Annotated in this window: 24 protein-coding genes and 3 pseudogenes; 19 read left to right on the top strand and 8 right to left on the bottom strand. The window is 69.4% G+C overall.

Features of this window, described 5'->3' with window-relative positions; translation table 11 throughout:
- Positions 1 to 87 precede the first annotated feature (87 nt).
- The 14 genes and pseudogenes from ACQEXA_RS57875 to ACQEXA_RS57810 all read left to right on the top strand — a co-directional run bounded on the left by ACQEXA_RS57875 (position 88) and on the right by ACQEXA_RS57810 (position 12186).
- The gene (locus tag ACQEXA_RS57875) at positions 88 to 1293 is read left to right on the top strand and encodes an acyl-CoA dehydrogenase family protein (RefSeq protein ID WP_432940490.1); all 1206 of its coding nucleotides are present in this window, start codon (positions 88 to 90) and stop codon (positions 1291 to 1293) included.
- Between the two features lie 11 nt (positions 1294 to 1304).
- Entirely contained in the window at positions 1305 to 2519 is a 1215-nt protein-coding gene (locus tag ACQEXA_RS57870; protein ID WP_432940487.1) for a flavin reductase, read from the top strand.
- Entirely contained in the window at positions 2435 to 3523 is a 1089-nt protein-coding gene (locus ACQEXA_RS57865) for an ABC transporter substrate-binding protein (protein ID WP_433134868.1), read from the top strand. The genes ACQEXA_RS57870 and ACQEXA_RS57865 overlap by 85 nt, the downstream gene beginning before the upstream one ends.
- Position 3524: 1 nt before the next feature.
- Positions 3525 to 4310 (top strand): ABC transporter permease, encoded by a 786-nt coding sequence (locus ACQEXA_RS57860; RefSeq protein WP_432940481.1) that lies wholly within the window; start codon positions 3525 to 3527, stop codon positions 4308 to 4310.
- Positions 4307 to 5098, top strand: coding sequence for an ABC transporter permease (locus ACQEXA_RS57855; RefSeq protein ID WP_432940478.1), 792 nt, complete (start codon positions 4307 to 4309; stop codon positions 5096 to 5098). Before ACQEXA_RS57860 ends, ACQEXA_RS57855 begins: the two co-directional genes overlap by 4 nt.
- On the top strand, positions 5095 to 5919 hold the full coding sequence (locus ACQEXA_RS57850) for an ABC transporter ATP-binding protein (protein ID WP_432940475.1): 825 nt from the start codon (positions 5095 to 5097) through the stop codon (positions 5917 to 5919). Before ACQEXA_RS57855 ends, ACQEXA_RS57850 begins: the two co-directional genes overlap by 4 nt.
- The gene (locus tag ACQEXA_RS57845; RefSeq protein ID WP_432940472.1) at positions 5916 to 6923 is read left to right on the top strand and encodes a quinone oxidoreductase family protein; all 1008 of its coding nucleotides are present in this window, start codon (positions 5916 to 5918) and stop codon (positions 6921 to 6923) included. Before ACQEXA_RS57850 ends, ACQEXA_RS57845 begins: the two co-directional genes overlap by 4 nt.
- The gene (locus tag ACQEXA_RS57840; RefSeq protein WP_433134867.1) at positions 6923 to 7411 is read left to right on the top strand and encodes a nucleoside deaminase; all 489 of its coding nucleotides are present in this window, start codon (positions 6923 to 6925) and stop codon (positions 7409 to 7411) included. Before ACQEXA_RS57845 ends, ACQEXA_RS57840 begins: the two co-directional genes overlap by 1 nt.
- 8 nt (positions 7412 to 7419) lie before the next feature.
- On the top strand, positions 7420 to 8106 hold the full coding sequence (locus tag ACQEXA_RS57835; protein WP_432940466.1) for a dienelactone hydrolase family protein: 687 nt from the start codon (positions 7420 to 7422) through the stop codon (positions 8104 to 8106).
- Entirely contained in the window at positions 8103 to 8957 is an 855-nt protein-coding gene (locus ACQEXA_RS57830) for a fumarylacetoacetate hydrolase family protein (RefSeq protein WP_432940463.1), read from the top strand. Before ACQEXA_RS57835 ends, ACQEXA_RS57830 begins: the two co-directional genes overlap by 4 nt.
- Entirely contained in the window at positions 8947 to 9945 is a 999-nt protein-coding gene (locus ACQEXA_RS57825) for an NAD(P)H-quinone oxidoreductase (protein ID WP_432940461.1), read from the top strand. Before ACQEXA_RS57830 ends, ACQEXA_RS57825 begins: the two co-directional genes overlap by 11 nt.
- 28 nt (positions 9946 to 9973) lie before the next feature.
- Positions 9974 to 10903 carry a VOC family protein gene (locus ACQEXA_RS57820; protein ID WP_432940459.1) on the top strand — a complete coding sequence of 310 codons (930 nt, stop codon included), beginning with the start codon at positions 9974 to 9976 and terminating at the stop codon, positions 10901 to 10903.
- 43 nt (positions 10904 to 10946) lie between these two features.
- Positions 10947 to 11402: pseudogene (locus ACQEXA_RS57815) on the top strand (transposase); the annotation flags it as partial.
- Positions 11403 to 11466: 64 nt separating this feature from the next.
- Positions 11467 to 12186 (top strand): IS6 family transposase, encoded by a 720-nt coding sequence (locus tag ACQEXA_RS57810; protein ID WP_432940456.1) that lies wholly within the window; start codon positions 11467 to 11469, stop codon positions 12184 to 12186.
- 174 nt (positions 12187 to 12360) lie between these two features.
- On the opposite strand, the gene ACQEXA_RS57805 is transcribed toward ACQEXA_RS57810, so the two are convergent.
- From ACQEXA_RS57805 to ACQEXA_RS57790, 4 genes are all read right to left on the bottom strand, one after another.
- On the bottom strand, positions 12361 to 12969 hold the full coding sequence (locus ACQEXA_RS57805; RefSeq protein ID WP_432940453.1) for a ComF family protein: 609 nt from the start codon (positions 12967 to 12969) through the stop codon (positions 12361 to 12363).
- Positions 12970 to 13101: 132 nt separating this feature from the next.
- A complete protein-coding gene (locus ACQEXA_RS57800; RefSeq protein ID WP_432940450.1) occupies positions 13102 to 14064 on the bottom strand; it encodes a DNA-processing protein DprA in 963 nt (320 codons plus the stop codon).
- Positions 14065 to 14778: 714 nt separating this feature from the next.
- Entirely contained in the window at positions 14779 to 15216 is a 438-nt protein-coding gene (locus ACQEXA_RS57795) for an ATP-binding protein (RefSeq protein ID WP_432940448.1), read from the bottom strand.
- Positions 15213 to 15629: a DUF6415 family natural product biosynthesis protein gene (locus tag ACQEXA_RS57790; protein WP_432940445.1), complete on the bottom strand. Its 417-nt coding sequence runs from the start codon at positions 15627 to 15629 to the stop codon at positions 15213 to 15215. The genes ACQEXA_RS57795 and ACQEXA_RS57790 overlap by 4 nt, the downstream gene beginning before the upstream one ends.
- A 194-nt stretch (positions 15630 to 15823) precedes the next feature.
- Between ACQEXA_RS57790 and ACQEXA_RS57785 the strand changes: the two genes are divergently transcribed.
- Positions 15824 to 16798 (top strand): hypothetical protein, encoded by a 975-nt coding sequence (locus tag ACQEXA_RS57785; protein ID WP_432940443.1) that lies wholly within the window; start codon positions 15824 to 15826, stop codon positions 16796 to 16798.
- 46 nt (positions 16799 to 16844) lie between these two features.
- Here ACQEXA_RS57785 and ACQEXA_RS57780 read toward each other — a convergent pair whose 3' ends face one another.
- Positions 16845 to 18065, bottom strand: a complete 1221-nt coding sequence (locus tag ACQEXA_RS57780; RefSeq protein ID WP_433134866.1) for an RNA-guided endonuclease InsQ/TnpB family protein — start codon at positions 18063 to 18065, stop codon at positions 16845 to 16847.
- 40 nt (positions 18066 to 18105) lie between these two features.
- On the opposite strand from ACQEXA_RS57780, the gene ACQEXA_RS57775 reads away from it, so the two are divergent.
- Both ACQEXA_RS57775 and ACQEXA_RS57770 read left to right on the top strand, forming a co-directional pair.
- The gene (locus ACQEXA_RS57775) at positions 18106 to 18588 is read left to right on the top strand and encodes a hypothetical protein (RefSeq protein WP_432940437.1); all 483 of its coding nucleotides are present in this window, start codon (positions 18106 to 18108) and stop codon (positions 18586 to 18588) included.
- A 10-nt stretch (positions 18589 to 18598) separates the two neighbouring features.
- The gene (locus tag ACQEXA_RS57770; protein ID WP_432940434.1) at positions 18599 to 19168 is read left to right on the top strand and encodes an N-acetyltransferase family protein; all 570 of its coding nucleotides are present in this window, start codon (positions 18599 to 18601) and stop codon (positions 19166 to 19168) included.
- A 40-nt stretch (positions 19169 to 19208) separates the two neighbouring features.
- Here the strand turns inward: ACQEXA_RS57770 and ACQEXA_RS57765 are convergent.
- From ACQEXA_RS57765 to ACQEXA_RS57755, 3 genes and pseudogenes are all read right to left on the bottom strand, one after another.
- A pseudogene (locus ACQEXA_RS57765) lies at positions 19209 to 19565 on the bottom strand (replication-relaxation family protein); the annotation flags it as partial.
- Between the two features lie 123 nt (positions 19566 to 19688).
- On the bottom strand, positions 19689 to 20933 hold the full coding sequence (locus ACQEXA_RS57760) for an ATP-grasp domain-containing protein (RefSeq protein ID WP_432940431.1): 1245 nt from the start codon (positions 20931 to 20933) through the stop codon (positions 19689 to 19691).
- Positions 20934 to 20991: 58 nt separating this feature from the next.
- Positions 20992 to 22218, bottom strand: a complete 1227-nt coding sequence (locus tag ACQEXA_RS57755; protein WP_432940428.1) for an MFS transporter — start codon at positions 22216 to 22218, stop codon at positions 20992 to 20994.
- Positions 22219 to 22995: 777 nt separating this feature from the next.
- Here ACQEXA_RS57755 and ACQEXA_RS57750 point away from each other — a divergent pair.
- Positions 22996 to 23773 (top strand): annotated as a pseudogene (locus ACQEXA_RS57750) (HARBI1 family protein).
- 252 nt (positions 23774 to 24025) lie between these two features.
- On the top strand, positions 24026 to 24475 hold the full coding sequence (locus ACQEXA_RS57745) for a hypothetical protein (RefSeq protein ID WP_433134865.1): 450 nt from the start codon (positions 24026 to 24028) through the stop codon (positions 24473 to 24475).
- Positions 24476 to 24518: the final 43 nt, after the last annotated feature.

Genomic DNA, 24518 nt, shown 5'->3' with positions numbered 1-24518 from the left:
TCGGAAATGAGGAAAACCTGTGATGTGCGTCGTCGCTGCGCCCGTGAACATGACGGCGTCCAACCGAACCGAGACGATGAGGCATCCATGACTGCCGACCCACCGAACCGTCGCACCGCCTGGCCGTCGAACCTCGAAGCCCGCCGCGCCCACGGCCTTGCCGAGGTGGCACGGATCGCGCCCGTGCTCGAGGCCAGCGTCTTGGAAGCTCAGGAGCGAGGCTACCTCACCGACGCGGCCGTTGAGGCGCTCCGCAACTCCGGCGTGCTCGGGATCATGACCCCCGATGACCTGGGCGGCAACGAGGTCGACCCGGTCACCGCGTTCCTTATCGTCGAGGCGCTCGGCCGGATCGACCCCAGCACCGCCTGGACGTCGACGATCCTCCTGGAGGGTGCTGGCCAGCTCGCCACCCAGCTCCACGCCGACATGGCCGAGAAGCTCTTCGGTGGGCGGCTGCCGCTCAAGGCCGGTTCGCTCAAGCCGGGCAACGCGGAGCGCGTCGACGGCGGCTACCGCCTCTCCGGTCAGTGGGACTTCGTCAGCGGCATTCACCACGCCGACTGGGTTTCGGCGGCCTTCCTCGTTGAGGTCGACGGTGAGACGCAGCGGCGTTCGGCGCTCATCCCGACCTCGGAGGTGACGATCCTCGACGCCTGGCAGGTGCTCGGGATGAGGGCCACCGGGAGCACTGCCTTCACCCTCGACGACTGCTTCGTCCCCGACGACCTGATCTTCAACCCGATGAGCGGGGCCCGGCGTACCGACACCCGGCTGGCCCGGCTCGGGATGGTCCCGTACGTGCTCCAGATGCACTCCGGCATGGTCCTGGGCGCCGCCCGCCGCGCCCTCGACGAGATCCGGGACATGGCGCCGACCAAGCGCCGGGGCAGCCGGATCAACATCGGCACCAGCAACGCGCTCTCGGAGGAGTCCTGGTTCCAGAGGGAGTTCGGCGAGCTTGACGCCCGGGTCCGGGCCGCGCGCGCCTTGGCAATCGAGACCAACCAGAAGGTGCACGAGCGGCTGGTCGCTGGGGAGCCGATGGACCTCGAACTCCACGACACGATGCAGACTGCGTCCTCGCTGGCGGGCAGGACCGCGAACGACGCCATCGTGCGCTGCTACCGCTTCGCTGGCGCCGAGGCGATCCGCGAGGGTCACGTCCTGGGCCGCCTGCTGCGGGACATCAACACCGTGCTCGCGCACGGCGTCCTGGGCGAGGTCGGCTTCGAGATGCACGGCGAGTTCGTCCTCGGGCTGCAGACGCCCGAGACACGGCGCATGATCTGAACCGGGGACTCATGACCTCCGAACTGAGCAACGCCGGGCGAACCGGAGCCACGATCGAGTCGGGTCGTTTCCGCGAGGTCCTGGGGCACTACCCCACCGGCGTGAGCATCGTCACCGCCGAGCACGAGGCGGCCGGCAGGGTAGGGATGACCGTCGGGTCCTTCACCTCGGTCTCGATGGACCCGCCGCTGGTGGCGTTCCTGCCGGCGAAGGACTCGCGGAGCTTCCCGCTGATCCACGAGACGGGTCGGTTCTGCGTCAGCGTGCTGGCCGCGGACCAGCAGGAGGTGTGCCGGAGCTTCGCGACCCGCGGGGCGGACAAGTTCGCGGCGGCGTCGTGGCGGACCTCGCCACTGGGGTCGCCACTCCTGGAGGACGCGGTCGCCTGGATCGACTGCGAGATCTCGACCGTAATCGACGCCGGTGACCACTGGCTCGTCCTCGGCGCCGTACGGGATCTCGGCGTCGAGCGTCCGGTGACGCCGCTGATGTTCTTCCAGGGCGGCTACGGACGGTTCTCGCCGCGGTCGCTGGTGCTCGGCCTGGACGACGACCTGCAGGGGCACCTCCGGTTCGCCGACCTGACCCGGCCCCACCTGGAGCAGGTGGCGCGGGACTGCCTCGTTGAGACCCACGCGACGGCGGCGGCCAGCGGGCAGTTGATCCAGCTGGTCTGGGTCGGTGCCGGCCGCGGTGACGACGGGCCCGGCCGCGTCGGGCTGAGGCTCCCGATCCGGCCGCCGATGGGCGCGCTCTTCGTCGCCTGGGCCTCGGCGGAGGACCAGGCCGCGTGGATCGCGGGCGCGGAGATGACCGATGCGGGCCGGGACCGCTACACCCGCATGCTGGCCGACATCCGCGACCGCGGCTGGGTCGAGACTCCGGACAACGACCACATGCGCCGGGTGGAGGCGGCCGTGATGCGGCTCGCCGCTGACGGCCATCTCCCGGCCAACGAGCGGGCGCTCGAACGAGAGCTGGCGAGTTACGGCCGTGCCTACGGAGAACTCGCCGACGTCAGCAGCGGGCGGCCACCGCACGGCGTCTCGGTCCCGGTCTTCGACGGCACCGGCCAGGTGGCGTTCTCGATCGGCGCCCAGGGGCTCCACCGCAGGGGAGCGGCGTCGTCGTCGGAATGCCTGTGTCGGCTCTCGTCGGCGGCCGCCGCGCTGACCGAGCTGATCGGCGGCTGGACACCCGGAAAGACAACAATCCTAAGCAAATGAAAATCAATTGCGCGACACTAGGAGTGCAGATGGCCTTCCTTCGCAAGAAAGGCGCTGCCGCGGTCGCCGTGATCGCTGCGGTGTTCCTGCTGTCGGCGTGTTCGGTCGGCAACGACGACAAGAGCGCCGAGGGCGGCTCCACCAAGGTCGTCGTCACGGTCGCGCCGGTCGTCGACACCGCGCCGCTGTATCTCGCCCGGGAACAGGGGCTGTTCGAAAAGGCCGGCCTCGACGTCGACATCCAGATCGCGCCGAGCACAGGGGCACGTATTCCGGCGCTGATAGCCAACACCGCGCAGGTCGGCCTCATCGGCACAGCAGACGTTCTCCAAGCTGCCTCCGCGGGCATCCCGCTCCGCGTCATCGGAGAAACCACGATCACCACGAACGACCCCGCCGCCGACACCGGCAAGGTCTACGTCTCAGCCAAGAGCGGCATCACCGACCCCGCTCAGCTCAACGGCAAGACGGTCGCCGTCGGCGGCCTCGGTGGCGGCGGCGAGTTGTCGCTGCGCGCCGCGCTCGACCAATCAGGTGCCGACAGCAGCAAGGTCAAATTCATCGAAGTGCCCTTCGACAGCATGGTCTCCGCCCTCCAATCGGGGCGCGTCAACGCGATCAGTTCCGTCGCCCCGTTCACCGACGCCGCAGAAGCTGCGGGCTCGAAGTACCTCCTGTCTCCCGGAGCGATCTCGGTCCCTGGTGCGGCCCAGCAGATCGCGGTCACAACCGCGAAGTACTCCAGTGATCACACTGAAGTTGTCAAGAAGTTCGTCGACACGCTGAACAAGGCGACGATATATGCGACCGCGCATCCGGACGCTGTTCGGAAGATCCTTGGTACCTACACCAAGACGCCGGCGGATGTTGCCGCTCGCATGCAGCTGCCCGCCTTCGACCCCGCTTTCAGCAAGGATCGGCTGGGCAAGTGGGCTCAGCTCATGGAGAAGTACAAGTTCGTCAAGAACGACATCAACGTGTCCAAGCTAGTCGGGGAGAACTGACATGAAGGGTCTGGCCAAACGAGTCAGCAGTCACTGGACAGCGATCGCAGTCATCCTGGGGGCTTTGCTGCTCTGGCAGTTCGGAAGCGCTGAGGGTTTCCTGCCCGAGTCCGCTTTCCCGAGCATGACCGGCACGTTGCGCACCCTGGTTGACCTGTTCGGTGAGTCGCAGTTCTGGCACTCGTTTGGCCAGACCCTGATCAGCTGGGTCGTCGGCGTAGCGATCGCGATCGCGCTGGCGATTCCGCTCGGTCTCCTGCTCGGACGCCTCCCCTTCCTCCATGTCTCGTCGCGGCTTCTGATCGACTTCATGCGGACAATCCCGTCGGTCGCGGTCATTCCCCTGATCACCCTGCTGTTCGGGGCAACCATGGAGATGAAGCTCATCCTGGTCGTCTACGGAGCCTTCTGGCCGCTTCTGATCCAGACCATCTACGGCGTCCACGATGCCGACAAGGTCCTCATGGATACGGCTCGGTCGTACCGGGTCTCGGGCTGGCGGCGCGCTGTCTACGTGCTCTTCCCCTCGACCCTGCCCTACATCGTCACCGGCCTGCGCATCGCGATCGTCGTCGGCCTCCTGCTCGGCGTCTCCAGCGAAATCCTCGGTTCCGCGCCAGGCGTCGGGCTCGACATGGCCATTGCACAGAACGGTGGTGCACTCGAACTGACCTACGCCTACGTGGCCTTCATCGGCCTGCTCGGCGTAGCCGTCAACCTTGCTCTCAACAGCGCCACCAAGCGGATTCTCTGGTGGCACACCTCGGTCCGGGGGGACAACGCATGATGACGACGATCGGACGGCGCACCAGGAGCGTGCTCGCGGAGGCGTGGCTTCCCGCCGTACTGCTCCTGCTCTGGTGGGCGCTCAGCACCAACAGCACCTCGCTCTACTTCCCGCCGCTGAGCGACATCGTTCACCAGTTGTACGACGTGGTGACAACGCGCTTCGGGTCGGACATCCTGCCCAGCCTGCGCAACTTCGCGCTCGGCCTGGCCATCGCCATGGCCGCCGGGATCGCCCTGGGCCTGCTCTGCGGCTTGATCGAGGCGCTCCACCGGGCCTTCCAGCCGCTGCTGGAGTTCCTGCGCGCGATCCCGGGCGTCGCGATCCTGCCGGTCGCGCTCTTCATGTTCGGCATCGGCACCTCGATGAAGGTTGCCGTGATCGCGTTCGGCGCCTTCTGGCCGATCCTGCTCAACACCGTCGACGGCGTCCGCGGCGTCGACACCCTGATCAAGGACGTGGCCCGCTCCTACCACCTCCGGCGGCGTGAGCGCCTCTTCAGGGTCGTGCTCCCGGCGGCCTCGCCGCAGATCCTCGCCGGGGTCCGGATCAGCGTCTCGCTCGGCGTGATCCTGATCGTCGCGAGCGAGTACATCGCGTCGACCGAGGGGATCGGCTACATCGAGCTGCAATCGGCGCGTCAGTACCAGATGAGCGTGATGTGGGCCGCGCTGCTGCTGCTCGGGATCGTCGGCTACGCCGTGAACGTCGCGTTCCGGGTCGTCGAAGCCCGCCTCCTCAAATGGCATCGCGGCCTCCGCGGAACTCTCCTGGAAGGAAACTCATGACCGAGACGACCGTCATCACGCGGCAGTCCGCCGACCCGGCGCTCTCCGTCCGCGGACTCGCGAAGACCTACGGCACCGGCGAGAACGCGCGCATCGTGCTCGCGGACGTCACCTTCGACGTCTTCCCGGGGGAGACCGTTTGCATCGTCGGCCCCTCCGGTGCCGGCAAGACCACGCTGCTGCGCTGTCTGGCCGGCCTGCTGCCGCGGACAGCAGGAACGGTGATGCTGGGGGCGACCGAGGTGGTTTCCCCGCCGGAGCGCCTCGCCGTCGTCTTCCAGGACTACAGCCGCTCGCTGATGCCGTGGACCACGGTCCGCGCCAACGTGGACCTGCCGCTGCGCCGGATCAAGGAGCTCTCCAAGGCCGACCGGCGCCGCCGGGCCAACGATGCGCTGGCTAGCGTCGGGCTCGAGGGCTGTGAGGACCTGCACCCGTGGCAGCTCTCCGGCGGCATGCAGCAGCGGGTGGCGATTGCCCGTGCCCTCGCCTACGAGCCGTCGGTGCTGCTCATGGACGAGCCGTTCGCGTCGGTCGACGCACAGACGCGTGCCGACCTCGAGGACCTCACCCATGCGATCAAGGCACGCTACGACGTGACGATCCTGGTGGTGACCCACGACATCGAGGAGAGCGTCTACCTCTCCGACCGGGTCATCGTGCTCTCCGGTAGCCCGACCGGCGTGACTTCGATCGTGCCGATTGGGCTGAGCTACCCGCGCGACCAGGTCACCACCAAGTCCATGGCCGAGTTCGCCGAGCTGCGCGCGAAAATCCTCGGCATGGTCCGTCGCTCGGCGACCACCGGGGACGAGTCATGACAGCTACGGTGCGCTCCGCGGTGATCACGGAGTTTGGGGCGCCTCCGGCGCTCCGCGAGGGGCCACCGACCACCGGCAAAGAGGGCACGGTCGAGCTGCGGGTGATCGCGGCGTCCTTCAACCCGGTTGACCGGCTGATCACTTCGGGGCGCTGGTACGCCGGTAATCCGGAACTGCCGTACGTGCCGGGACGGGAGGGGGTCGGCTACGTCGTCTCCCCCTCCCCGCACGGCTGGAACAGCGGAGACCTTGTCTACTTCCGGACCCAGGGGATCGAACAGGGTTCGATGGCCGAACAGGTGCACGCCCACGTGGACAACCTGGTCGCCATACCGGACGGACTGGCGCCCGAGGTCGCGGCCGCCGTCGGGTTCGTCGGCACGACCGCCGCCCTGGCCTTGGGCATCCGGGGAGCGATGCGCGCCGGGGAGAGGGTCGTCGTTCTCGGCGCGACCGGCAGCGTCGGGCGCGCGGGCGCCCAGATCGCCGCCGAGCTCGGTGCCGGGGCGGTGGTCGCAGTCGGTCGCAGCGCAGTCGGATGGGACGACCCGCGGTGCTCCTACGTAGCCACCGACGAGCTCTGGCGCGAGGCGGCCGACGATGCCGACCGCAGGAACCTGCTCCGCGAGGCGATCCTGGACGCGACCGACGGCCCGGTCGACCTGGTGATCGACACGGTCTGGGGCCTGCCGGCCGAGGCCGCCGCCGGTGCGCTGGCGCAGGGCGGACGCATGGTCAACCTCGGATCGAGCGCCGGTGCCGAGGCCACCTTCTCCAGCGAGCTGCTGCGCGGCCGCACGCTGGACCTGCGCGGTCATACGAACGCCTCGATCGCCCCACAGGTTTTCGGCGACTACTGCCAGCAGGTGTTCGCCCTGGCTCGCGCCGGCCGCGTCGTGGTGCCCTCCAAGACGTTCTCACTCGCCGATGTCGGATCCGCCTGGAACCGCGTCGGCCTCAGTCCGGCAACCAAGGTTGTCGTCGACCTACGAAAGGAGAATTGATGACTGACAGTGTGCGCCACGGGCAGTACCTCACCCGCGCCATCGAACTGGCCTGGGCGGCGCGGGAAGCGGGCAACCGTCCCTTCGGTGCGGTCCTCGTCGACCCGGAGGGGCTCATCGTCGAGTCCGGCCTGAACGACGCGGTCGTGTCCGGGGACGTGACCGGCCACTCGGAGACCAACCTGGTCCGTGCGGCCACCCGGAAGCTCCGCGGAGCGGACCTGTCCGGCTACACCATGTACACCAGCGCGGAGCCGTGCCTGATGTGTGCCGGCGCGATCTACCTCTCCGGGATCGGGAGGGTCGTCTACGCGCTGCCGGCAAGCGAGCTCGGCGTGATCGCCGGCGCCGACTCGCCGGTGCGGACCGTGCCGACCGGTCTGGCCGAGGCTCTGCGAGACGTGCCCGACGGCCCGGAGATCGTCCACCACGACATGGGCGAGGCGGCTTCGTCCGTGCACCGCGACTTCTGGCCGGGTCCGCGATGACCGGCGCGATGGTGCAGCTCCGGGCGGCCGACGGCCACGAGTTCCGCGCGTACGTCGTGGAACCGACGGCGCCCGGGAACGGCAACGCGATCGTCCTGCTCCACGAGATCTTCGGCATCAACAGCTACATGCGTACGATGGCCGCCGAGTTCGCGGCGACCGGGCTGACCGCCGTCGTCCCGGACCTCTTCGCCCGCCAGGAACGCGACGTCGAACTCGGTTACTACGGCGAGGAGTTCGAGCACGCGATCGAGCTGCGCAACGGGCTCGACTTCGACCTCGTGCTGGACGACATCCGCGCGGCGATGGAGTGGGCCAGCTCCCGTCCCGGCAACGGCGGCAAGGTCGGGCTACTCGGCTACTGCCTCGGTGGCGGCCTCGCCTTCCTGGCCGCCTCGGCGCTGGACCCCGCGTGCGCCGTCAGCTACTACGGCGTCGGCGTCCAGGACCGGATCGAGCGTGCCTCCGGAGTACGGTGCCCGATCCTCTTCCACCTCGCGGAGAACGACCACTACTGCCCGCCGGAGGCGCGCGCGGTGATTGAGGACGCCTTCGCCCGCAACCCGGCAGCGGAGTTCCACCTCTACCCGGGCATGCCGCACGCCTTCGCGACGTACGGACGCGACACCTTCGACCAGCCAGCCACCGACCTCGCGTGGGACCGGACCACCACCCTTCTCAAGGACCACCTGTGAAGTTCGTCAGTTACTCCAGCGGAGGCACCGCCTCCTTCGGCCGGCTCCTCGACGACGACCGGATCGTGGATTTGGCCGACGCCATCGAGGGCGTCACCAGCCTGCGCGAGGCGCTCGCCGCCGATTGCCTCGCCGAGCTCGGCCGCGTGGACGCGTCCACGCGCGACCAGCACGCTCTTGCCGGCGTGACGTTGCTGCCTGTCGTCCCGGACCCGTTGAAGATCCTCTGCGTCGGGCTGAACTACCGCTCGCACCGGGAGGAGACATCCCGGCCGGCGGCCGAGCACCCGACCATCTTCCCCCGGTACGCCGACTCGCAGACCGGGCAGGGGGGACCACTGCTGAAGCCCGCCGAGACCGAGGAGTTTGACTACGAGGGCGAGCTGGCCGTCGTCATCGGGCGCCCGGGCCGACGCATCTCCCGGACCGCGGCGCTGAACCACGTCGCCGGCTACTCGGTCTACAACGACGGCTCGGTCCGCGACTGGCAGCGGCACACCAGCCAGTTCATGCCCGGCAAGAACTTCCCCAGTACCGGGGCGTTCGGCCCCGCGCTGGTGACCCCCGACGAGGTGGGCGAGCTGACCGAGCTGACGCTCACCACGTCCGTCAACGGCGAGGAGCGGCAGCGCGCCAGCATCGGGGACCTGATCTTTGACGTGGCCACCCTGATCGAGTACGTCTCGACCTTCACGCCGCTGTCCGCCGGAGACGTCATCGTCACCGGGACCCCGGCCGGCGTCGGGCTCTTCCGCGAGCCGCCCACCTTCCTGCAAGTCGGCGACAAGGTCGAGGTCCACATCGACCGCGTCGGAACCCTGGTGAACGTGGTCGCCGACGATGGAGCGTGACCGGGAGCCGGTGCTCGCGATTCAGGTGACCGGCGCCGGGTCGGCCGATGACCTGGAATGGGTCCCGGTTCCGGCACCCGCGCTGCGCGCAGGCGAGGTCCTCGTCGATGTCGCCGCGACGGCGGTCAACCGGGCGGACCTGCGCCAGCGCGCCGGCGCCTACCCGGTTCCGGCGGGTGCCAGCGAGATCCTCGGTCTCGAGTGCTCCGGACGAATCCTCGCGGTGGCTCCGGACGTCACCGGCTGGTCGGTGGGGGACCAGGTGTGCGCGCTGCTGGACGGCGGCGGGTACGCCGAACAGGTGGCGGTGCCGGCGACCCAGCTGATGCCGGTGCCGGTGGGCGTGACCCTGGAGGAGGCCGCGGCGCTGCCCGAGGTCGCCTGCACGGCGTACTCGAACCTGACGATGCAGGCCGGACTGGGGCCGGGACAGTCCGTACTGATCCACGGCGGGGGATCCGGTCTCGGCACGCTGGCCGTTCAGTACGCCGTGGCGCTCGGCGTGACGGTCCTGGTGACGGTCGGATCGGCACGGAAGGCAGAGGCGTGCGAGGCGCTCGGCGCGACAGCGATCAACTATCGGACCGAGTCCTTCCTCGACCGGGTCCGGGAGCTCACCAGCGGTGAGGGCGTCGACGTCGTCCTCGACTGCGTCGGCGGCCCGTACCTGGCGCCCAACATCGACGCGCTGAAGCTCGAGGGACAACTGCTCCTCGTCGGGCTCCTGGGCGGCCGGGCCGCGGAACTCGACCTTGAGGCGGTGATGCGGCGACGGCTGACCGTACGCGGCAGCACTCTGCGGGCGCGCTCGGCCGAGGCCAAGGCGGAGATCGTCGCGGGGACCGTCGCCGGGCTGTGGCCGCTCGTCGCCGGCGGCCAGGTGCGCCCGGTCGTCGACCGCGTCATGCAGGTCGAGGAGGCCGGGGCGGCGCATCGGCTCGTCGAGGCGGGCCAAAACATCGGAAAGGTCGTGCTCCGGGTCGCCTGACCGGAGCCGCACGAGCACGGGAGCAATCATGGGCCTGCACACCCTGCGCAAAATCGTCATGGGAACCCCGGACGTGGAGGAGACGTCGGCGTTCTACGACGAGTTCGGACTCGAGCCGCTCGGAGACGGCCGGTTCGCCACGACCGACGGCGGCGAGCAGCTGCGGCTGGTGCACACACCGGTACGGCGCCTCGCCGGGATGGTCGTCGGGGTCGACGACGCCGACGACATCAGCCGGGTCAAGTCGCGGCTGGACGCGCACGGCTTCGACGCCGACACCACCGAGGACTCACTCGTCGCGGTCGAACCGGTGACGGGCGTCAGCGTCCGGCTGGAGGTGGAGGAGCCGATCCGGCAGACACCGCACCGGACCCCGGTCATCCCGAATTCGCCCGGTCTGCTGATGCGGCGCAACGAGCGGGCCGACGCGCTGAGCCGGGACGACCGAGTCCGGCCGCGGAAGCTCGGGCACGTCGTGATCGGCTCGACCGATCTGGCGACGAGCATGCGCTTCTTCGAGGAGGCGATCGGGTTCAAGGCATCCGACCGCATCAAAGACCGCGGCTCCTTCCTCCGCTGCTCCACCGACCACCACAACCTGCTCGTGCAGAACACCCCGGTGAACTTCGTGCACCACAGCTCCTGGCAGGTCGACGACGTCGACGAGGTGGGGCGCGGTGCGTCGGCGATGCTCGAGCGCGATCCAGCGCGGCACGTCTGGGGACTCGGTCGGCACCACGTCGGGTCGAACTTCTTCTGGTACCTCCGGGACCCGTCTGGGACCTTCGCCGAGTACTACAGCGACCTCGACATGATCCTGGACGACCAGCTGTGGAAGCCGGAAGTCTTCGAGGGCCAGCTTGCCAGGTTCAACTGGGGCCCACCGCCACCGCCGTCGTTCCTCCGCCCGGACGACCTGGCGGAACTAATGACTGGGGCGCACGCGCCCAAGAAGTGAAGAGGACTGCATCACCATGCTCGAAGCGTTCATCATCGAGGGCATGTGGCTCTGTGCGGTCGGCCCGGGGCGCGGTGTCGGTGTTGCCACCGGTCCCTACCACCCAGCCCAGGACTGCGTGTCGGTCGCCGACTCGGCGGTCACCGCCGACCTGGCGCTCGTGCCAGCGGGCGTGGACCGTGTAGTGGTTGTGGCGAGCGCCGATCCGCTGCAGCCGGGCGCGGTCTTCACACGCGCGCCCCAGTTGAGGGTCACTCAGCCAGGCTCGCCCGCCCTGTCGTTCACCGCGCCGGATTTCACGTCGAGGGAGACGGTCGGCCGCGGCTCGGGCAACAGCGGCAACGGGACTTCGTCCAAGACCGTGCTGACCGACGCCAGCGCGGTCGTCGTGGCAGTTCCCCGGGACCGCAACGGCTCGTTCGAGCCCAAGCTCGTTCCGAAACACGCCAGGCGGCTGGCTGGGTTCAACGAGCAGATCCTGTCGCTGTATGCGCGGGGGCGCTGTCACGTTGACTGACCGGGTGGGATGATCTTCGGGTTGGTCACGCTGGGAGGGGTCGTCCGTGGACAGCGCGCCGCCGTCGTACAAGGGGCACCGGTACCCGGTCGAGGTGATCTCCCACTGCGTGTGGCTGTACTTCCGCTTCCCGCTCAGTTTCCGCGAGGTCGAGGAGCTGATGCTCCAGCGCGGCGTGCTCGTCTCCCACGAGACCGTCCGGCGTTGGTGTGCGAAGTTCGGGCAGGCCTACGCCAACGGCCTGCGCCGGAAGCGGCCCCGGCCCGGCGACAAATGGCACCTGGACGAGGTCTTCATCAAGATCAACGGGGAGCGGAAGTACCTGTGGCGGGCCGTCGACGCCGACGGCAACGTGCTCGACATCCTCGTCCAGAACCGGCGCAACAAGGCCGCGGCCAGGCGCTTCTTCCGTCGGCTCCTCAAAGGAATCGGGGCCGTGCCGAGGGTCATCGTCACGGACAAGCTCCGTTCCTACGGGGCGGCCCACCGGGAGGTCATGCCCTCGGTCGAGCACCGCTCGCACAAGGGCCTGAACAACCGGGCAGAGAACAGTCATCAGCCGACGAGGCAGCGTGAACGCGCGATGAAAGGCTTCCGCAGCGTCGGCGGAGCCCAGCGGTTTCTGTCCGCGTTCAGCGGTATCTCATCCCACTTCCGGCCCCGCCGCCACCTGATGACCGCCCCCGGCTACCGAGCCGAGATGACCACCCGCTTCGCGATCTGGGACCAGATCACCGGCGCCGCCGGCCAGCCCGCCGAGGCCTGAGCACCGGCCCCCCACCACGCCCCGACGCCCCGTCAGAGACCCACGCAGCCAACAACGTGACAGCGCCCGTCCGACCCCACCCGGCGGCCGCTCCATGTGCCGCGGGGAGGGGGAGTCGGATGACGGCTGACCAGGCCGCCTCTTGTTCAGGTTGCGCCGGTGTGGGGGCTGGACCTACGCGCTCCAGGGCACCCGGGCCAGCACGAGTCCGCGGACGTCGGCCGCGCCGGAGGCCCGCAGCCGCAGGGCGACGTGCTGGAGTTGGGAGCCGCTGGTGAAGACATCGTCGACCAGGACAATCGTGGCGCCTTTGATGGTGGCGGCCTCTGCGGTCCATTTCAGGGCGGCTGCGTGCGCGGCCGCGGCAGCGCGCTTGTCGTCGAGGCTCCGCATCGCCGAGCGGGGTGTTTCGTCGTCCTTGATCAGCAGGTGCGCGCCCGGGGGATTGAGGGGGAAGGTGCGGGTGACGTCCTCGGCGTAGGCGGCGTCCATGATTGCCTCGATGTGCTGAAGCGGAAGCCGCCCGCGGTGGGTGGGGTTGCCGATGACGTAGTCGACACCTTGCATCTGCCCGGCGTGGTTTTCCATCCAGCCGACGATGAGCCTGCCGAAGATCAGCGCCCAGCCGTGTTTGCCGTCGTACTTCAGCCGGTGGATCTTGTCACGCAGAGCACCGGAGTACATGGCGATGGCGTCGACGCGGCTGAACCCTCGCTGCTCCAGGGGCAGGGCACACAGGCGGTTGGCGCAGCTCTGGCCCTGGAGAACGGTCTGGGAGCACACGGGGCAGCGGGTCGTGGAGACGGGCTTAAAGGGTGCGGCCAGCGCAGTCGGAGCAGCCTCGCGCAGTGCCGGTGACGAGGTAGGCGCACACGGGGCAGTGCGGGAAGCCTGCCGGGTCGGGGAGAGTGGCGGTCACAGGCCGGCCAGGGCGAGCTGCCGGCGTTGCCGGCTGGTGCGCTGGATGTCGGCGGCGCTGCCGAGGCGGTCGATGATGTCGCTGGACTGGGTGACCTGGATGGCCCGCCGGTCGGCGATCATCTTCGCCGCCCAGGGCTGGCTGTCGGCGAGGGACTTGATCAGGAAGACGAGCTTGCCGTGTTCGGCGGCCAGCCTGGCCTGCATCTTGGCGCCAGAGGTGCTGGAGGCCTCGATGACGACGCTGCCCACCGTGGTGCCGCTGGTGACGACGTTGCGGCGCGGGAAGGTGTAGCGGGCGGGGCCGCTGGTGGGCCAGAACTGGCTCAGAAGCGCGCCGCCACCGTCGAGGATCTTCTGCGCCAAGTCCTTGTTCTCGGTGGGGTAAACGGGGGCGGCGATGCCGGTGCCCATGACGGCGAAGGTGCGGCCTTCGGCATGGAGGGTGGCCTCGTGCGCGGCGGAGTCGATGCCCCTGGCCAGTCCGCTGGCGATCACGACATCGTGCTCGACGAGTTCGCGGGCCATGCGTGCGGCGCGCATGAGGCCTTCCTTGGAGGCCTGTCGGGTCCCGACGACGGCGATGGAGCGGGCGTCACGCTGCTCGAGCTCGCCGCGGTAGAAGAGGAACGGCGGGAGGTTGGCGATGACCCTGAGGTTGGCCGGGTAGTCGACGTCCAGGACCGTGACCAGGCGTGCACCCGCCTTCCGGGCTGCGACCAACTCGGCATCCACCCGGTGGCGGGCGGCCTCGAGGTCGGTGAGCGCCTGCTGCAGCAAGGGCTGGTTCTTGCGCGCGGTTCGCGAGTCCTCACGCAGCCGGCCGTCCAGGAGAGCCGCGAGGTCGTCGGGGGTCTGGGCGTTGCGGGCGATCAGGCTCCAGTCGACCGAGGCGTCTCCGACGCGCAGGGCGCACAGGGACAGCAGATCGTGCTGGTGGGCGTTGACATCGAGGTCCATCAGGTGTCCTTCTACTCGTGGCCCCGGAATGTTCGAAGGATGGTGCGGTGTGCTTGGGCCACCCCCATCATGGCGTACGCGCGGCTCGCACGGGCTGGAAGGGGCCGCCCGCCAGGTCGGCGCTTACCCCGATATCGGATACCGCCGCGGCTGGCTCTCGCTTCCGCACGGGATGGCCTCCTGAACGACACCACGACTGTCGTCTCCTCACTGGGCAGATCCCCGCCCAGCCCACACGGTCGGGGACGGCGCGCCATCCGCCACCAACCTGAGATCCTCAGCCAGCAAGGCCGTCCCGGTCGTCGTCACGCCGGGGCGGCCTCGCCCTGTTCGTTTGGGGTCCCGAAACAGCCTGCAGATCTGAACAGACGAACTTGACAGGGAACACCGCCGGCCGGCGCATCTGGTGCCTGGTCGACGTCGGGCGCCGCACGGTGTGGATCGACCAGGCATCCACTGGCCACCCCAAGACCACCGACCGATTGGCCCGTGTGTTCCGTAAGACTGGACGCGGGAGCCCTGGCGGCTGCGCGGGCGGGGGTGCATCCGCCAGGGCTCCGGCATCGTCCAGGCCCAAAGCACGGGGGATGGCGCTGGACGACGCCCCCAAGGGAGGTCAGGAGAGGGGCTATGCGACCGCGATCAGTAGCACGGAGACGAGCGATCCGGCGATGACCGCCAGGGTCACGGTCTCGGCGACCAGCGCGCGTGGCTTTACGGAGTCACCTGCAGCTCAGCCCACACGCGCTTGCCCCACGGATGCACGCCAGTGCCCATGAAGTCGTAGCCCCATCGGGCGGCGACAGCGTCCACGAGGAGCAGCCCCCGGCCTTGCAGGACGTCCGCGGCGGGCGTGCGCAGCTCCGGCAGCCGGCGGGGCTCCCGGTCGACCACGGCCACGTACACCCGATCGTCCGCCGGGCGATTTACGGTCATACGGATCTTGGAGCCGCGCGCGTGCCGGACCGCGTTCGCGACGAGTTCGGACATCACCAGCGCCGCCGTCTCCGCATCGTCGACCAGACCCCAGGCAGCCAGCGCCACACGCGTCAGCTTCCGGCCCTCCTCCGCTGTCTGCGGAGCGCGGTCCCCTGTCTGGGTGTAGCCGGGGTACCCGGTGCTGCGGGGCTGTGCTGTGGTCGTGCGGGTCATGAGAGGACCTCAGTGGTGTAGCCCCCGGTCAGGGAGCCGGGGTGCTGGTAGAGAGCAAGGAGCGCCCGGCACTGCGCGGCCAGGTTCCAGATGTCCATGGGCGAGATGCCGATCCCGGCCTCCAGCAGGTGGCGGGTGCGGGTCATGACGTGCACCGCGGTGCGCTGCTGCTCGCCCTGCATGCGGGGCGCGTACGCCGCGACTTCGGTAAAGAGGAGCCGGACGTGCCCATGAAGGAGTTCGCCGAGCAGTGCGCGCTCTTCTTTCGGCACGGGCGCCGACGCCCCGAGGGCCGCCTCGTACGTCTCCCGGATCGTGTCCGCATCGACCACCTCCAGGGGCCCGGGTTTCCCCGGTCCGCCGGGCATCGCGGTCGCACGCGGCACGGCCAAGCCGCTACTTGCGGTCGTCACGGTGGCCTCCTGATCGCTCGTCACGTCACGATCCACGCAACCAGCCGAGCGGCGGTTAGTGCGACGCCAGCGCGATGCAAGAGCGATGTAAGTCGGGCCGAAGCCGCCCCTGTGGAGTGAACTCCAAGACAGGGGAAGAAGACAGACAGGCGGTACCGTTGCCGCACCCTGTTGGATGCCGCCCCGGAGCCGGTATGGCCGACCGCCGCAAGACCCCTAACGCCCAACTGCGCGCGCTGCGCGAAGACCAGTTACAGATGTCCCGCCACGAGTTCGCGCGGCGTGTCGTGGCGGCCGGGGAGGAGATGGGCGAGGCGGTCGCGTGCACCGCGCGTCTGGTGGCCGCGTGGGAAGACGGGGAAGTCCAGCTGCCCCGCGCCGTGTACCGTCGCATTCTCACCAGGATGACCGGCCGGACCATGGCCGAACTGGGCTTTCGGACCACCACCCTGGCCGCGGCGAACGGGCCCGTCTTGCGGGAGGGGGAACCGGTGGACCGCCGAGCCTTCCTGACCGACGGAGCAGGCGCCGCCGTGACCCTGTTCCCCCTGCTGTCCGGAGCGGACGACCAGCCCCCGGGCCGGATCGGTACCCGCAACGTCCGTGCCGTCCACCAGGCCGTCAGCACGATCTACGCCCACGACCACGATCACGGGTCAGCCGCGTTGCGCCAAAAGGCGTCCGAGGCGCTGCACCAGGCGTACGGCTGGATGCAGGACGGGCGGCTCACTGACCGCACGGAGCGCCAACTGCGCTCAGCAACCGGCCACCTGAGCATCGCCGCCGGCTGGCTTTCATACGACTCCGGCAGGCCCGCCGACGCACGCTCCCTGTATGGCGAGGCCCTGGCTGCCGCCCGGATCGCCGACGACCGCGCGCTGGAGGGGCACGCGTTCGGCTGCCTCGCCCTGCTGGCCAAAGCGTCCGGCCGCCCCCGCGAGGCGATCGCCGCCGCCCAGGGCGCCCAGAGCGCGGTCGGTATCTACGGCTCGCCAAGAATGCTGTCCCTCATGGCGATGCGCGAGGCCGGAGGATGGGCCCTGCTCGGGGACACCAGCGCCACGGGCGCCGCGATCGTCCGCGCTCACCACCTCTACGCCAAAGGCCCCAGCGAGGCGGACCCGAACTGGCTGGAGTTCTTCAGCCCGGTTGAAGGCTCCCCTCCCTGAAGGGAGGGGATTCTCCACCATCCAGGGCTGCGTGGGGATTCACGGCTCAGGCTGCCACCGGAGCCGGCGGCTCAGGTGGTCTTACGCCCTCGGCACCGTCCGGGTTCCAACCTGCCCGGACCAGCATCACGCGGGCGGAGTTCTTGTCCCTGGGGGACACGGCTCCGCACACGGTGCAGGCATACGTTCTCATCGAGAGAGGGAGTGCGTGCTTGGTTCTCGCCCCGCACGTTGCGCAGTCCATCGTGGTGTGCGCCGGGTGCACCAGACGGACGTCCCGTGCGTGCTTGCGGCCCATCTCGACCAGGGCACGCTTCGTCGCCGCGATGGCCGCGTCGGCCGCCTTGCGGGCCATGGTGGTCTTCGCGAGGAACTTCGGGCGAAAGTCCTCCACCGCCACTCCGTCATGATCGCGCATGACGGACTTGGCCCACTTGCGGCCGGTGTCCTCCCGCTGCCGCGCGATCTTCCTGTGCAGCTTCGCTGCCTGTGCCTGCGCCTTCCGGTAGCCGGTGGATGCACGCTGTCCTTTCGGTCGCCGGCGCCGGGCCATCATCCGCTGGTACTTCGCGAGCCGCTGAGCGGACCGCTTGCCGTGTTCGGCATGCGGAAGGTCGTAGGCGTCATCCGTGGTGGTCGCGGTCTCCTTCACACCCCAGTCCACGCCCAGGACGTGGCCGGTCTGAACAAGCGGCTCGACCTGGGCCGGGGCGACGAAGGAGGCGTACCAATGTCCGAGCGTGTCCTGGTACACGCGCACGCTCGACGGGTCGGCCGGAAGAGCCCGCGACCACACCACGCTCAGCACGATCTGGCCCGCAAGGTGCAGACGACCGTCCTTGAGGCGGAAACCGCGCCGGGTGTAGTTCAGCGACGGTCGGCTGTCACGCTTGCGCTTGAAGCGGGGCATCCCCGCCCGGCGGTGCTGCGCAAGCCCGTCCTTGATGTCCTTCAGCGCCTTCGCCCTCGACCTGGCGAACTCCCGGATCACCTGCTGCTGCGGCACGCTCGCGCCCTCAGCCAGCCACGGCATCACCCCGCGGGCGTCGGTCAGCATCCTGTCCAGCTGCGCCGGACCACACGTCAACTTCTCGCCGCCCGCTCTGCTCTGCGCGTGGGCCTGCCGGGACTTGGCCACGCATTCGTTCCAGATCCAGCGGCAGCGATCCCACTCGGCTTCGAGTGCGCGCCGGGCTGTCTTCGACAGGCGTACACGGAAGGTGTACCGGGCATGCCCGGTGTCCTTCGTGGTCGCTTCTGTCGTCATGCATCCGAACCTACCTGGGAGGACTGACAGTTGAGAGTTCTTGACCGTTGTGGGCGGCATCACGGCCGTGCGGGGTGGACGCCGGATCGCCCTGACGGCGATCCGGCTGTCCCTGCCCTGCTCCGCAGGAGTCCGATTCCTCCCCGGCCTGAAGGCCGGGGCATCCTCGGAGAAAGCCGGTGAACTGGCCGGGCTCGAAGCACTCGCCCGTGCAGACCTCGCCCAGCACGAGCGCGCCGCCGCCGGCGCCGAGCAGGCCGTTCTCCTGCACGGCACCCAGTTCCAGCGAAATCGGGCCCTGTACACGGCTGACGTCGCCATTCAACATGCGGTGAGGGAACGTCCCGAGCCGGAAGCCGCGGCCGAAGCCGCCGGGCGCGTCCTTCGCTACCTGCCAGAAGTTCGCTCCGACCGGCTGCTGCAGCAGCTGCACAACGTGCAGAGCGCGCTCCAGCGGCACGCCGCCATCCCGGCGGTCGCCGACTGGCTGGAGGAGTACCGCACGACAACCGGCGTCAGCTGAGGAGGAGACCGTGGCCCCGAGCACCCACGCCGACGTGATGATTCGCACCTACGGGCCGGGACAGGTCCCGCCGCTCGTGGACGTCGCCGCAGACATCTGGGCAGACGCTCATCCTGAGCTGGTCGCCAACCCCGGCGCGGCCACGGCCGGGCTCTCCGTGCCCGCCCTGCACCGCCAGATCACCGGCCACCTCAAGCGGGAGGGATTCGCCCTGGTGATGGCGTACGAAGGCGGCAGCGCCGTCGGATTCGCCTACGGCTTCCCCTGCACCGCCGACTACTGGTTCGGACCCGATCTCGTCGACCAGGTCCCCGCAGGCGCCCGCACCGATCGCCTCATGGGGCTGTGCGAGCTGGCGGTCCGACCGCCGTGGCAGTCCCGGGGAATCGGCACTCAGATGCACGCTGAGCTGCTGCGAGTAATCGCCCCACAGTGGTCCTCCCTGCTCGCGCTGCCCTCGAACCGGCGCGGTCAGGACTTGTACGCGAGGCTCGGCTATGAGTACGCCGGCCCGTACGTCAACGAGCCAGGAGGGCCCGAGTTCGATCTGCTCCTCCTGCACGTCAGCAACGCTTCCTGACACCAGCGTCCCGCCCGACAGACCCGCTCGAGCAGAAGGTTCACAGCTCCATCCACGGGCGAGGCTTCCCGCCAGTCAGGGGAACCCACACGGACTGGGCGGGCCCGTGTTGCTCAAGGTCTTCGAGCACAGCGGCTCCGAGGCGGACTTCGCCGGCGAGGGCCGCTACGAGCGGGTGGTGGGCAACCATGGCCTGCAGATCGCTCATGCGATTCTCCAGCCTCGTTCGGGCCGCACCAGTCAGCACGAAGAGCACACGCGGGAAGACCGGATACCAACGGAGCCAGGCAGGACCGGTGCCAGCCAGCTTGCGCCGGCCGAGGGGCTGGGCCTCGTGCTGGAACAGGCGCGCGTACTCGATCAGTTTCACGGCCAGCCGCTCGCCGCTCATGGTGCTAGGGCCTTGCTGGCACAGGCCGTTGGTATCAGGCATGGAGGTGGAGTTGGTGACGGGTGGCGGTCCCGGATTGATGTATGCCAGCGGGGCCGGGCGCGGGTGCCCGCGTACTGGTGGGGCGGTTCACATGGTGTGCAGGCCTTCGTTCTCCCAGGCCCGCAGGGTGGTGTAGTCGCGCTCGATGTCGGCGTGGTCGGTGGCGGCGAGGTAGGCGTAGCCGGGGGAGTTGAGCAGGTCGCGGGTGGGTTCGAGGAGTGTGTCGGGGGCGGCGGCACTGGCGACGTGCACGACGGTGGGCAGCTCCCCGATTTTGGTGAGGGCGCTGGTGTTGGGCAGGCCGTGGAAGTGGTTGATGAACTCGACGTTGCGCAGATGTCTCCCGTGCCATGTGTCGCTGGTGTCGTCGAAGTGGAGCAGGGCTGCCGGGTCGATGAGGGCGGCTGTGGTCAGGGATGTCTGGGAGGTGCCGCCGCCGTAGGTCTCCACGATGTCGGGTGCGGTGGCTCCGCCGAGGCGGGCGCCGGTCTCGATGAGGACGGGCCCGTCGGTGGTGAGCATGACCTCGGTGTGCGCGGGGGTGTCGGTGATGCCGAGCACGTCCAGCACCGAGAACGCGAAGGCACGCAGAACTTGCGCTTCGGGGCTGGAGGCGGGCACCGGTTCCTCGTAGTCGTAGATGGGGGTGGAGGCGGGGTCGCGGCGTTTGGTGTAGCGCCAGATCTCGGCGACGCGGTGGACGCCGCCTGAGGAGACGGAGTTGATGTAGTACTCCGTGCCATACAGCCGCTGCTGGACCAGGACGCTGGTGTTCGGCTCGTTGAAAATGTTGGGGGTGGCGAGGATCGTCGCGGCGGCCTGCGCCACTTGTTCGGGGGTGCTGCAGAAACGGACGTGGTCGCTGCCTCCGCTGGAGCGCGGTTTGACGACGGCGTCCCGCAGTCCGCAGGCGTCGGCCCAGGCGGCGGCTTCGGATGCGGAGCGGGCGGTGGTGGCGAGCGGTGTCGCCAGGCCTGCGGCGCGGACCGCGTCGGCCATGAGGGCCTTGTCGCGGCGCGCGTCGAGCTGCTCGGGCGTGTTGGTGGGCAGGCCGAGTGCCAGGGAGGCCCACTCCGCGAGGGTGACTCCGGACTCGGTGCCGGCGATGACGCGGCAGATGCGGCTGTCGCGCAGCCATGCGAGCAGCGCGCCGGTGTCGGGGGTGTAGCCGAGGTCGCGGGTGTAGTCGCTGGGGCGGAAGGACTGCAGCAGGTAGGGGGCAAGGTCGGTGTGCGGGCGGCTTTGGACGTGGATGCATTCGATCCCCGCCGCGTGCAGGCGCTGGGCCAGGGTGGCTCCGGTGGAGTATCCGTCGACGACGGCGATCCTCATGAGGGTGATGTCCTTTCGTGGAGTCGGGGCGGGCAGGGCTCGGCGCCCGGCGTGAGGGTCAGGGACGGGGCAGGGTCTTCAGGGCCCTGGCCAGAGGCAGGCAGGCCCAGGCCGCCAGGACGGCGGTGCTCATCAGCAGGGCCGCGACCAAGACACGTCCCCCGGCGTTCAGGGCGAGGGCGATGGCGAGCGGGGTGAGGGAGGCCAGGGCCGAGGCACCGCTGAGGACGGCCTGGTAGCGGCCGATGGCGCCGGCGGGCGCGGCGGTGGCGAGGAAGCCGCCGAGGGCCACGCTGAAGAGGATCTCGCCCGGGACCATCAACGCGGCGGCGATCGCGTAGCCGACGCCGGTGTGCTGCAGCGCCGCAAGGCCCATCGCGGCGCCCAGGATGAGGCTGCCCGCGGCCAGGATCGGTGCGAGCGGGTAACGCAGGTGGTCGTCCCGGCCGACCAGCAGCCGCGTCAGCGGCGGGCTGAGGACCAGGACCGCCACCGTGTTGCAGATCATGGCGGTGCCGTACGCGGTCGGGGGCAAGCCGTCCGCGTTCATCACCAGCGGCAGCACGCTGACCAGACCGTACGCGTTGATCATCGCGCCGACGGCGGCGACGGCGATCCACCGCAGTGCGGGGTCGGCCAGGACCTGCCGGAAGGCGAGTTGTGCCGCACCAGAGGCCGTGTGGGCGGGGCGGGGGGACAGGACCCGGCGGGCGATGACCGCGGCCACCACGCAGGCCACGCCGTTGAGGAGGAAGAGCATCCGGTAGCCGTGCTCGTGCGCGAGATAGCCGCCCACGCCGCCGCTCACGGAGACCCCGATGTTCGTCACCCAGTACATCCAGCTCTGGGCACGGGTGCGGTCGGCCTCGCTGGTGACCCGCTCGTTGATCTCGGCGGACACCGCTGGGCGGTGGACCTCCATGGTGCAGCCGAGGCAGAACGCGACCGCGATCAGTGCGGGCAGTGTGTGCACCACGGCCAGGCCGACGCACGCTGCGGCCGATGCCACCAGCCACAGGGTCAGGGTGGTGCGCTGGCCCATGCGGTCGGTCATCGCCCCGCAGACGGCCTGCCCGAGACACCAGCCGATCCCGAACACGGTCAGGGCGACGCCGGCCGCCGTGGTGCCGTGCTGGGCGCCGACGTAGTAGCCGAGGTAATCGAAGGCGAACCCCCGTCCCTTGAGGACGAGTGTGGCGCCCAGGAGCGTCGCGATGACGGTGCGGGACGAGCGCGCGGGACGCACGGGTTGGGGGAGTGCAACCTGCGGAGCGGTGAACGTCATGTGAGAGGGCCTGCCTGGTCAAGGAGGAGGGAGACGGGGACGGGTGGCCACCGCACGAGGCGCCGGCTGTGCGCAGCCCGCGCGGTGGACACAGGAGAAGGGGCGAGCGGGACGCCCACAAACCACTCCCAAGCGCCCCACGGGTACTACTCGGCGACACAAACTTCGCTGGCCCTGCACCGTGTGAGACACCCGGCGTGGGCCCGTCTCCCACGCCCTGAGGCGGCGATGTGGCGCGCCGATCCGCACCACGGGATCCGCGGCCCACACCCCGACCAGACGGGCGTGCAGAGCGGTCGGGCGGTGGATCCCGCTCGAGGGGACGGGAGGCGACATCACGGACTCGGCAGGTGGGAGCACCACGCCCGTACACGGTCAGCGCCCCCGGGCGCCCTCAAGGATCGAAGTGGCCCGGCCGGGCCACCACGGTCCGGCCGGTTTCCCTCCACACCAAGGGAGTCACCGCGTGATACATCGCCGCCGCGTCAAACGCGCCCTGCTGGCCGCCGCGCTGGGTCTCACCGCCGCCGCATCAGGCGTGGCCACCGCCTCGACCGCGCAGGCCTACGACACCGGCCACGGGAAGATCTCCTGCAGCGCGGTCAGGATCCACGTGTCGCCCTCCCGGTCCGCGACGGTGGTGGGCATCGGCTACCGCGGTGACCGGATCGACTACGACCAGTGGGCGTACAAGCGCAGCGAGCGCACCTGGTACACCCGCGGGACGGTCACCCGCCGCTCCGACGGCCGCAGGGTCCGCGGCTACGTCGTCTACCAGTGCGCCAACCCGTACGGGGGCTGGCCCGCGCCGACCCCGCCGATCCCCAAGTAGGCGGCGGCGGCGTGCGCTGGGCTGCTTCCGGCAGGCCGTGCTCATCCTGCGCTGGTTCCTCGACGGCACCCGCCTGGCCCAACTCGCCAGGGACAACGGCCTGTCGTCCTCCACCATCTACCGGTACCTGCACGAAGGACTGGCCGTCCTGGTGCCGGGGCACCGGATCTGCACACCGCGCTGGAGAGGGCGAAGGCGGCCGGGCTGACGCACCTGAATCTGGACGGCACCGTGGTCCGCACCGACCGGGTCGCGGCCCCCGGCCCCAACGGCGCGGACCTGTGGTGGTCGGGCAAGCACCGGCATCATGGCGGGAACGTGCAGGTCATCTTCACTCCTGACGGCTGGCCGATCTGGGTCTCGCCGGTCCGCCCGGGCCGCGAGCACGACACCACCTGCGCCCGCCGGCACGGCCTGCTCGACGCGCTCAACCGTGTCGCAGCGGAGCTGGGCGTGCCGACCCTGGTCGATCTCGGGTACGAAAACGCCGGAGACGGCTTCCGTCACCCGGTCAAGAAGCCTGCGGGGGGCGAGCTGACCGAGGCCCAGCAGACCTACAACAAGGTCGTCCGAGGCATCCACGGCGTGTGTGAACGGGCCAACTCCCTGCTCAAGACGACCTTCAAGGCCCTGCGGCGGGCCAGCCTCGACCCCGGCCGGATCACTCAGATCGCCGCCGCGGCCCTCGTCCTGCTTCAGCTCGAGTACGACCGAATCATCTGAACGATCACACAACGTCATGATCCATTACCAGGAAAGGCTCAGTGCGTGCCCTGCAGTGAATAGAGCCGACATGCCCATTTCTCCCCGTAAGTTTGCTCACGGCGCCGCTGCGGGATAGTTGAGGTGGTGGCCCGTGGGCTCCGGGAGTTCCAACTGAGGAGGCGGGGGGAAATATTGATGTCGAACAGCGGAGATTCATCGTCGCCAGTCGTCAACCCGCTAGTCCGGGATCTAGTCCAGGCTGGCAGCAACGTGCTGGCACTTGACGGCTACGTCGGTCCCGCCGAGGAAGGGAAGATCCGGCTGTACGCGGATCTCAGGCTCGCCCAATACGTTGAGATCCCAACTGACGATGTAGTCCGCATCGTGCAGGACACGAAGACACCAGAGAAGCCCTGCATTGTGTTCTTCAAGGGCACAGCCGAGGTGACTTACGTGCAGACTATGACGGTGCGGGCAGAGCGAGTCGCGGACATGATGCCCGCTGCAGGGTCGAAGTGCGCCGGTTGCAGCAGCTCCGGCGCGGCTGCACGGGAGGTCGGCAATGGAGGCGGACCCGCCTCCACCTGCGCCTCGTGCGACACCGATTTCGCTCTTTGCGAGTTCAAGGACGATCGCTGGCCCCATGTGTTCTGGTGCGCACTCAAATTCGTCTACTGCCGGCTGACCTGCTCACCCACCTTCCCCCCAATCATCTTCTAATACTCCAGCCGCCAGCCCGTCAGGGGACCGGCCCCCGCCGTCC

The organism is Streptomyces sp. CA-106110, from assembly GCF_050936285.1.
GTDB lineage: Bacteria > Actinomycetota > Actinomycetes > Streptomycetales > Streptomycetaceae > Streptomyces.
This window is presented reverse-complemented; position numbering and strand designations above follow the sequence as displayed.